This is a genomic window from Alcanivorax sp., assembly GCF_040118815.1.
Lineage (GTDB): Bacteria > Pseudomonadota > Gammaproteobacteria > Pseudomonadales > Alcanivoracaceae > Alcanivorax.
The window spans coordinates 1-6,640 of the sequence record NZ_JBEDTC010000005.1 but is presented as its reverse complement, the minus strand read 5'-3'; the positions used below and the strand labels follow the sequence as shown (position 1 = coordinate 6,640).

Genomic DNA, 6,640 nt, shown 5'->3' with positions numbered 1-6,640 from the left:
CTTTAATCCAACTCATTGTGATTAACTCTCTAGGTGTGTAAAGCCAACAGGTTGCTTATAACAGGAAGTCTGCTGATGCGCGGTCGCAGATAACGGCTTTGCAATCGCTTGAGAAGCAACTCGTTTCCCTGAGAGCGAGGTGCAACGATGGCCGTGAAGTTGATGCTTGCGGGGTTCTTGCTGGCATCAGCGAGGGCATCTTACAACCGCAATAGATCAAAGTGTCGATTTTATAGTTCTTAACCACGCCGCCACCTGTCGACATAAGCCTCGGTACCCAGCATGCCAACAGGCGCCTGGAATGGCATCGAGAGACACTTTCACGCTTCATCAAGTAATGCTATTGAAGGCTGTGGCGTAGCAGAAGAGCATGCCAGAGGGAGCAGAGCTGGCGATCAATAGTTACATAGCTCAATATTAAACGTTGACATGGGGGGCTACCCCAAGGTTTATGTTGTTAATAGCACATTGCTTCGGACTATGCTGACACCATATGTTTATTGCTCGGTTTTTCATTAGTTGCCTATTTCTGCTTAGCATCTCCTTGCAGGGGATGGCAGCGGTGCAATTGGCGCAGCCTTGCCCCATGGAACAAACCATGATGCAGGCAGACATGGATGACCGTTGCAGCATGATGTCCGCCATGCCACAAAACGATTGTTGTCTGGATGGTGAATCCAACACGCACAGCGGCCCGGTTTGCAAGCCTGGCCAGGAGTGCCATGCTGGGCAGCTCTCGATCATGAATACGGCTCCGGCGGTTTCTTTTCAGGCAGCAAATCCGGCTACCCCTCATTTTTCTAACCCTCTCTATCTCCCCCTTGCCTTATCTACCATCTGGCGACCGCCTCTAGCACTTTCTCACTGATCTTTTCGGGGTCCGGCCTGGTCTGGGCCCACTGAGGGCGCGTTGCGCGCCATGATCCGTGTTGGAGTGACACATGTATTGGATATTTCTGAGCGCCGGCCGGTATCGGCGCGCACTCGGCTGGCTAGCGCCCTCCCTGCTGCTAGCTAGTGTCCAGGCGTTTGGGGCAGAAGGCCTGACTTTTAATCAGGCGCTACAGCTCGCCTTACGTCAATCACCGGAATTGCGGGCGGAATCGGCCCGCGTCGAGGCCGCTCAGCAGGCAGAAGGGCCTGCCGATGCTTTGCCCGATCCCACCCTGATTCTTGGCCTCGACAATGTACCTGTGGATGGTGCCGATCGTTACAGCCTGTCGAGTGATTTCATGACCATGCAGCGTATTGGTGTAACCCAGCGTTTCCCCAATCGCAGCAAACGCACAGCAAGGGCAGAAGGTGCCAGACAGCAAATCGGCTTAACGGAGGCCACGAAAGAGGCCACTCGTCTGGCCGTGCTGCGTCAGACCGCTCAAGCCTGGATCGAGCTCCACACTCTGGATCGTCAACTAGTCCTGCTGGAAGAACTCATTGCTGAAAATCGTTTGTTCGACAAGGCAGTGCGTGCCCGGCTTTCATCGGGTCAAGGAAAGGCTATTGATAGCGTGGCACCCAGGCAGGAAGCCGTGACATTACTGGATCGGCGAGATGCTCTTCTGGCCAGGCAACGCCAGGCTAAGGCTCGTTTAATACGCTGGCTGGGGGAAGCCGGCCGGCAATCACCGGCTGGCCAAGCACCTGATTTCGCCATCAATGCTGAACAGTTACTGAATAGCCTGCATAAGCACCCTGAACTTGAGATAGCGTCGCGTCAGGCTTCTGTCGCCCAGGCTAACGCGGACGAGGCTCGTGCCGCCAAGAAGCCGGACTGGGCTTTAACTCTGGCTTATATGAATCGTGAAGAATTCAGTGACATGGCGATGCTACAGGTCAATGTGGACCTGCCATTGTTCAGCCGGTCGCGCCAGGGGCCTCGCATTGCCTCGGCGGAAGCTGAGTGGCAAGCACTGGAATCTCGTGCAGAGGCGGTACGTCGCGAACATGAAGCGATGCTGCAGAGCGATCTGGCCGAATATGAACGCCAGGAACGCACGCTTGCCCGGCAACGGGAGCGACTGGTGCCTCTGGCAAAAGAGAAAGTGGGACTGGCTAGGGCAGCTTGGCGCGGCGGTGATGGCAGTTTGGCCGATCTTGTACGGGCACGTAGCGAATGGCTGGACGCCAAACTGAAAGAAATTGATCTCAGCGGGCAGTATGACCAGCAGGCAGCCGCCCTCCATTTTACCTACGACCACCACGGCATGGTGGGCGAGGAGCAAGATGATGAACATTAAACGCAATGCCTTGATCGGTTTGGCTGCCTCGCTGTTGTTGTTAGCCGGAATATATTTGGGCCGTTACGTCACCCCTTCGCAGAGCAGTATATCGATGGCGATGGACAGCGGTGAAACCAACAGCAAAGCGGATGAAAAGGAAGTGCTGTACTGGTATGACCCTATGTATCCCCAGCAGCACTTTGACGAGCCCGGGCCCTCACCTTTCATGGATATGGAGTTGGTGCCCCGTTATGCCAATGGTGGTGATGATAGCGATCAGCCAACGGTCCGTATTGATGCAGCCATGGTACAAAATCTGGGAATTCGCAGTGCCTCGGTGGTCGTGGCTCAGTCACAATCTCAGCTTGATGTCACGGGGTTGATTGCTTACAACGACCGCGCCCTGACACGCCTGCAAAGCCCCGCGCCTTCCTTCGTAGACAAGGTCTGGCCTCTGGCTGAGGGCGACACCATCTCCAGTGGTCAGCCGCTGATGCAATTGAGAGTTCCGGCCTGGACTGGAGCTCAGCATGAATGGCTGGCCGTGCTCGGCAGCGGCAACAACGAACTGATCGTCGCCGGGCGGGAGCGCCTGTTGTCATTGGGCATGCCTGCATCCCTGATCCGAAGTATTGAACGCCAACGTAAACCGCTGGAAACCTGGACGGTGACAGCTCCGCATGATGGCGTGATACGCAGTCTCAATGCTCGTGCTGGCATGACGCTGTCGGCCGGTGCTCCCGTGGCGGAGATTCAGTCACTCAACCCCGTGTGGGTGGAGATAGCAGTCCCGGAACGCCAATTGGGGCAAGTCAGTAGTGGTAACGCTGTTGACGTGACCGTTCAAGGAGTGAAGCCAGCACTGCGTGAGGGGCAAGTTGCCGACATTCTGCCTCTGGTGGATCAGTCCAGCCGAACTGTGCCGGTGCGAGTGACCTTGTCCAATGACGAGGGTGATCTGCGTCCGGGCATGAGCGCTCAGGTACGCATTCATGGCGAAGCCACACAGAAAGCATTGGCCGTACCAACCGCAGCCTTATTGCATACAGGAAAGCGCAGCCTGGTGATGCTTGATGAGGGGGAGGGTCGATATCGTCCGCAGGCAGTGTTGCCGGGGGGCGAGCTGGGAGACCAAACGCTGATCCTGGCAGGGCTGAAGGAAGACCAGAAGGTGGTTGTCAGTGGTCAGTTCCTGCTCGATTCCGAAGCCAGCCTGCAAGGCATTGCCGTTCAGGAGCTGGCTATGTCAGATGAGACGGAAATGATGAACGCACTGCACTATGCCGAAGGTGTTGTCGAGCAACTGAATGGCAGCAAAATAATGCTGGACCATGGCCCTTTCAAGAGCTTGTCCATGCCTGCCATGACCATGCGTTTTAACCTGGCGAATGAACAAGTAGGCAAAGGGATATCGGTAGGTGATCGCGTGCGCATTGGCATTCGTGATACAGACAAAGGGTTGATTGTGGAGCGCCTAGAAAAGCAGGTGGCGGAACAAAAAGACACCCAAGTGAATTCGTTGCATTACGCCGAGGGGGTTATCGAGGGGCTATCCGACGGCAAGGTCAAGCTTAAACACGGTCCTTTTAAGACGCTCGGTATGCCTGGCATGACCATGCGCTTTCGTCTTGCCAGCGAACAGGTGGCCAGCGATATAGCAGTGGGCGATCGTGTGCGCGTCGGCGTCAAAGATACCGATAATGGCTTGACTGTGGTGTCTCTCGACAAACAGGAGGTTGCACCATGATCGCTACCCTGATTCGCTGGTCGTTGGCTAACCGATTTTTGGTGCTGCTGGCGACGCTGTTCATGAGTGCGTGGGGAATCTGGTCTATCAACAATACCCCCGTAGATGCTTTACCGGATCTGTCCGATGTACAGGTGATTATCCGCACCAGTTACCCAGGTCAGGCACCGCAGCTGGTGGAAAAACAGGTTACCTATCCACTTGCCACCACCATGCTGGCCGTGCCAGGTGCGCGCACAGTACGTGGTTACTCGTTCTTCGGTGATAGTTATGTTTACGTGTTGTTTGAAGATGGTACCGACTTGTATTGGGCACGCTCACGGGTGTTGGAATACCTTAGTCAGGTCCAGTCTGAATTGCCGCGTACAGCACGACCATCACTTGGGCCAGACGCTACCGGTGTCGGCTGGATTTATCAGTACGCATTGATCGATCGCACCGGCCAGCATGATCTATCGCAGCTAACCTCGATACAGGACTGGTTTCTAAAATACGAGCTGCAGACTCTGCCTGACGTTGCAGAAGTGGCAACCATAGGCGGCATGGTACGTGAGTATCAGGTAGTCCCTGACCCGGTCAAACTCGCCAGCCATGGGATCAGTCATCAACAAGTACGCAAGGCGATAGAACAAGCTAACCAGGAAACCGGGGGAGCAGTGCTGACGCTGGGCGAAGCGGAGTTCATGGTGCGCTCCAGTGGCTACCTTCAGTCACTCGAGGATTTCCGAAAAATCCCACTAAAACTGGTTGATGGAGTGCCAGTACAGCTTGGAGATGTGGCGCAGATTCGCCTTGGTCCGGAGATGCGGCGTGGTATTGCCGAGCTGGACGGTGAAGGGGAAGTCGTCGGCGGGGTCGTCATTCTGCGTTCAGGCAAGAACGCCCGCGCCGTGCTATCTGCCGTGCATGAGCGACTTGAGACACTGCGGGAAAGCTTGCCGGAAGGGGTTGAGATCGTCACCACCTATGATCGAAGTGAGCTGATTGATCGAGCGGTAACAAACCTCAGTTACAAATTGATTGAAGAGTTCATTGTAGTTGCACTGGTGTGCGTATTGTTTCTTGGCCATTTGCGTTCGTCACTGGTGGCCATCATTTCCCTACCGCTGGGAATCCTTGCTGCCTTTATTGTGATGCGTTACCAGGGCATCAATGCCAATATCATGTCGCTTGGCGGCATTGCTATCGCTATCGGCGCGATGGTGGATGCAGCAGTGGTGTTAATCGAGAACGCTCACAAGAAAATTGAGATTTGGCATCGGGATAACCCAGGGCAATCTCTGACTGGTAATGCGCATTGGCGAGTCATAGAGCAAGCAGCTGTCGAAGTGGGGCCGGCGCTGTTCTTCTCGTTGCTAATTATTACCTTGTCGTTTATTCCTGTCTTTACCTTGGAAGCACAGGAAGGGCGGCTATTTGGCCCACTGGCATTTACCAAAACCTGGGCTATGGCGGCGGCAGCCGGCCTATCGGTGACATTGGTTCCACTGTTAATGGGGTACTGGATTCGGGGAAAGATACCTTCCGAGGAAAGTAATCCAATCAGTCGCTTTTTGATTAGTTGTTATCAACCCGCACTAGAGCGAGTCTTGGCGTGGCCGAAAACCACCTTGCTGGTTGCCGGTTTAGTTTTTGTTACCGCCTTTTGGCCGCTAAGTCAGCTTGGTGGTGAATTTTTGCCACCGCTGGATGAGGGCGATTTGCTGTATATGCCAAGTGCCTTACCAGGCTTGTCAGCACAAAAAGCTACCGAGCTTCTACAGCAGACCGATCGGTTGATCAAAACGGTGCCTGAGGTGGAGCAGGTGTTCGGCAAGGCGGGGCGTGCGCGGACAGCGACTGACCCTGCACCATTGACGATGTTTGAAACCACCATCCGTTTCAAACCCAAGGACCAATGGCGTGAAGGCATGACAACGGAGAAACTTGTCGAAGAGCTGGACCGTATTGTACGCGTGCCTGGACTGGCAAATATCTGGATTCCTCCGATACGCAATCGTATCGACATGCTTGCCACTGGCATCAAGAGCCCAATTGGCATCAAAGTAGCGGGTAATGACCTAGAGATCATTGACCAGGTGAGTCGTCAAATCGAACAGGTAGCCAAACAAGTACCCGGTGTTTCCTCAGCATTGGCTGAACGGTTGACTGGTGGTCGTTATGTGGATATCGATATTCGGCGTGGCATTGCGGCTCAGTATGGCCTCAACATCGCGGATATTCAGTCGGTGGTCAGTGGTTTGATTGGTGGTGAAAACATCGGTGAGACAGTGGAAGGGCTGGAGCGTTACCCGATCAGCCTTCGATATCCTCGCGAGTGGCGCGACACGGTGCATCGCTTACGCGATTTGCCCATAGTCACTCCCGAAGGAAAACAAATTACCCTCGGAACCGTGGCGGATATCAAGATTACCGATGGGCCGCCGATGTTAAAAAGTGAGAATGGCCGACTGTCTGGGTGGGTGTATATCGATGTTCGGGGGCGTGACCTGGCCTCGGTAGTGGATGATCTACGTGCCTCAGTGAATGATGGAGTCAGGTTGCCAGAGGGGGTCAGCTTGTCCTTTGCCGGTCAGTTCGAGTTCCTGGAGCGGGCCAATGCGAGGCTAAAAGTGGTGGTACCGGCGACCTTACTGATTATTTTCGTACTGTTATTCCTGACCTTTCGCCGTGT

General features: G+C 54.6%; 3 protein-coding genes and 1 pseudogene. All 4 read left to right on the top strand.

Going from position 1 to position 6,640, the window contains the following annotated elements; genetic code table 11:
* Positions 1-80: 80 nt before the first annotated feature.
* Positions 81-215: pseudogene (locus ABNH18_RS03955) on the top strand (Cd(II)/Pb(II)-responsive transcriptional regulator); the annotation flags it as partial.
* Between the two features lie 726 nt (positions 216-941).
* A complete protein-coding gene (locus ABNH18_RS03950) occupies positions 942-2,237 on the top strand; it encodes a TolC family protein (RefSeq protein WP_349381552.1) in 1,296 nt (431 codons plus the stop codon).
* On the top strand, positions 2,224-3,966 hold the full coding sequence (locus ABNH18_RS03945; protein ID WP_349381551.1) for an efflux RND transporter periplasmic adaptor subunit: 1,743 nt from the start codon (positions 2,224-2,226) through the stop codon (positions 3,964-3,966). Before ABNH18_RS03950 ends, ABNH18_RS03945 begins: the two co-directional genes overlap by 14 nt.
* Positions 3,963-6,640, top strand: a 2,678-nt coding sequence (locus ABNH18_RS03940; RefSeq protein WP_349381550.1) for an efflux RND transporter permease subunit, incomplete at its 3' end; no start/stop codon positions are given. The genes ABNH18_RS03945 and ABNH18_RS03940, both read left to right, overlap by 4 nt.

Excerpts from the sequence above, each read along its gene's own strand:
- ABNH18_RS03950 (WP_349381552.1), top strand. The coding sequence starts at position 942 with ATGTATTGGATATTTCTGAGCGCCGGCCGGTATCGGCGCGCACTCGGC.
- ABNH18_RS03945 (WP_349381551.1), top strand. The coding sequence starts at position 2,224 with ATGATGAACATTAAACGCAATGCCTTGATCGGTTTGGCTGCCTCGCTG.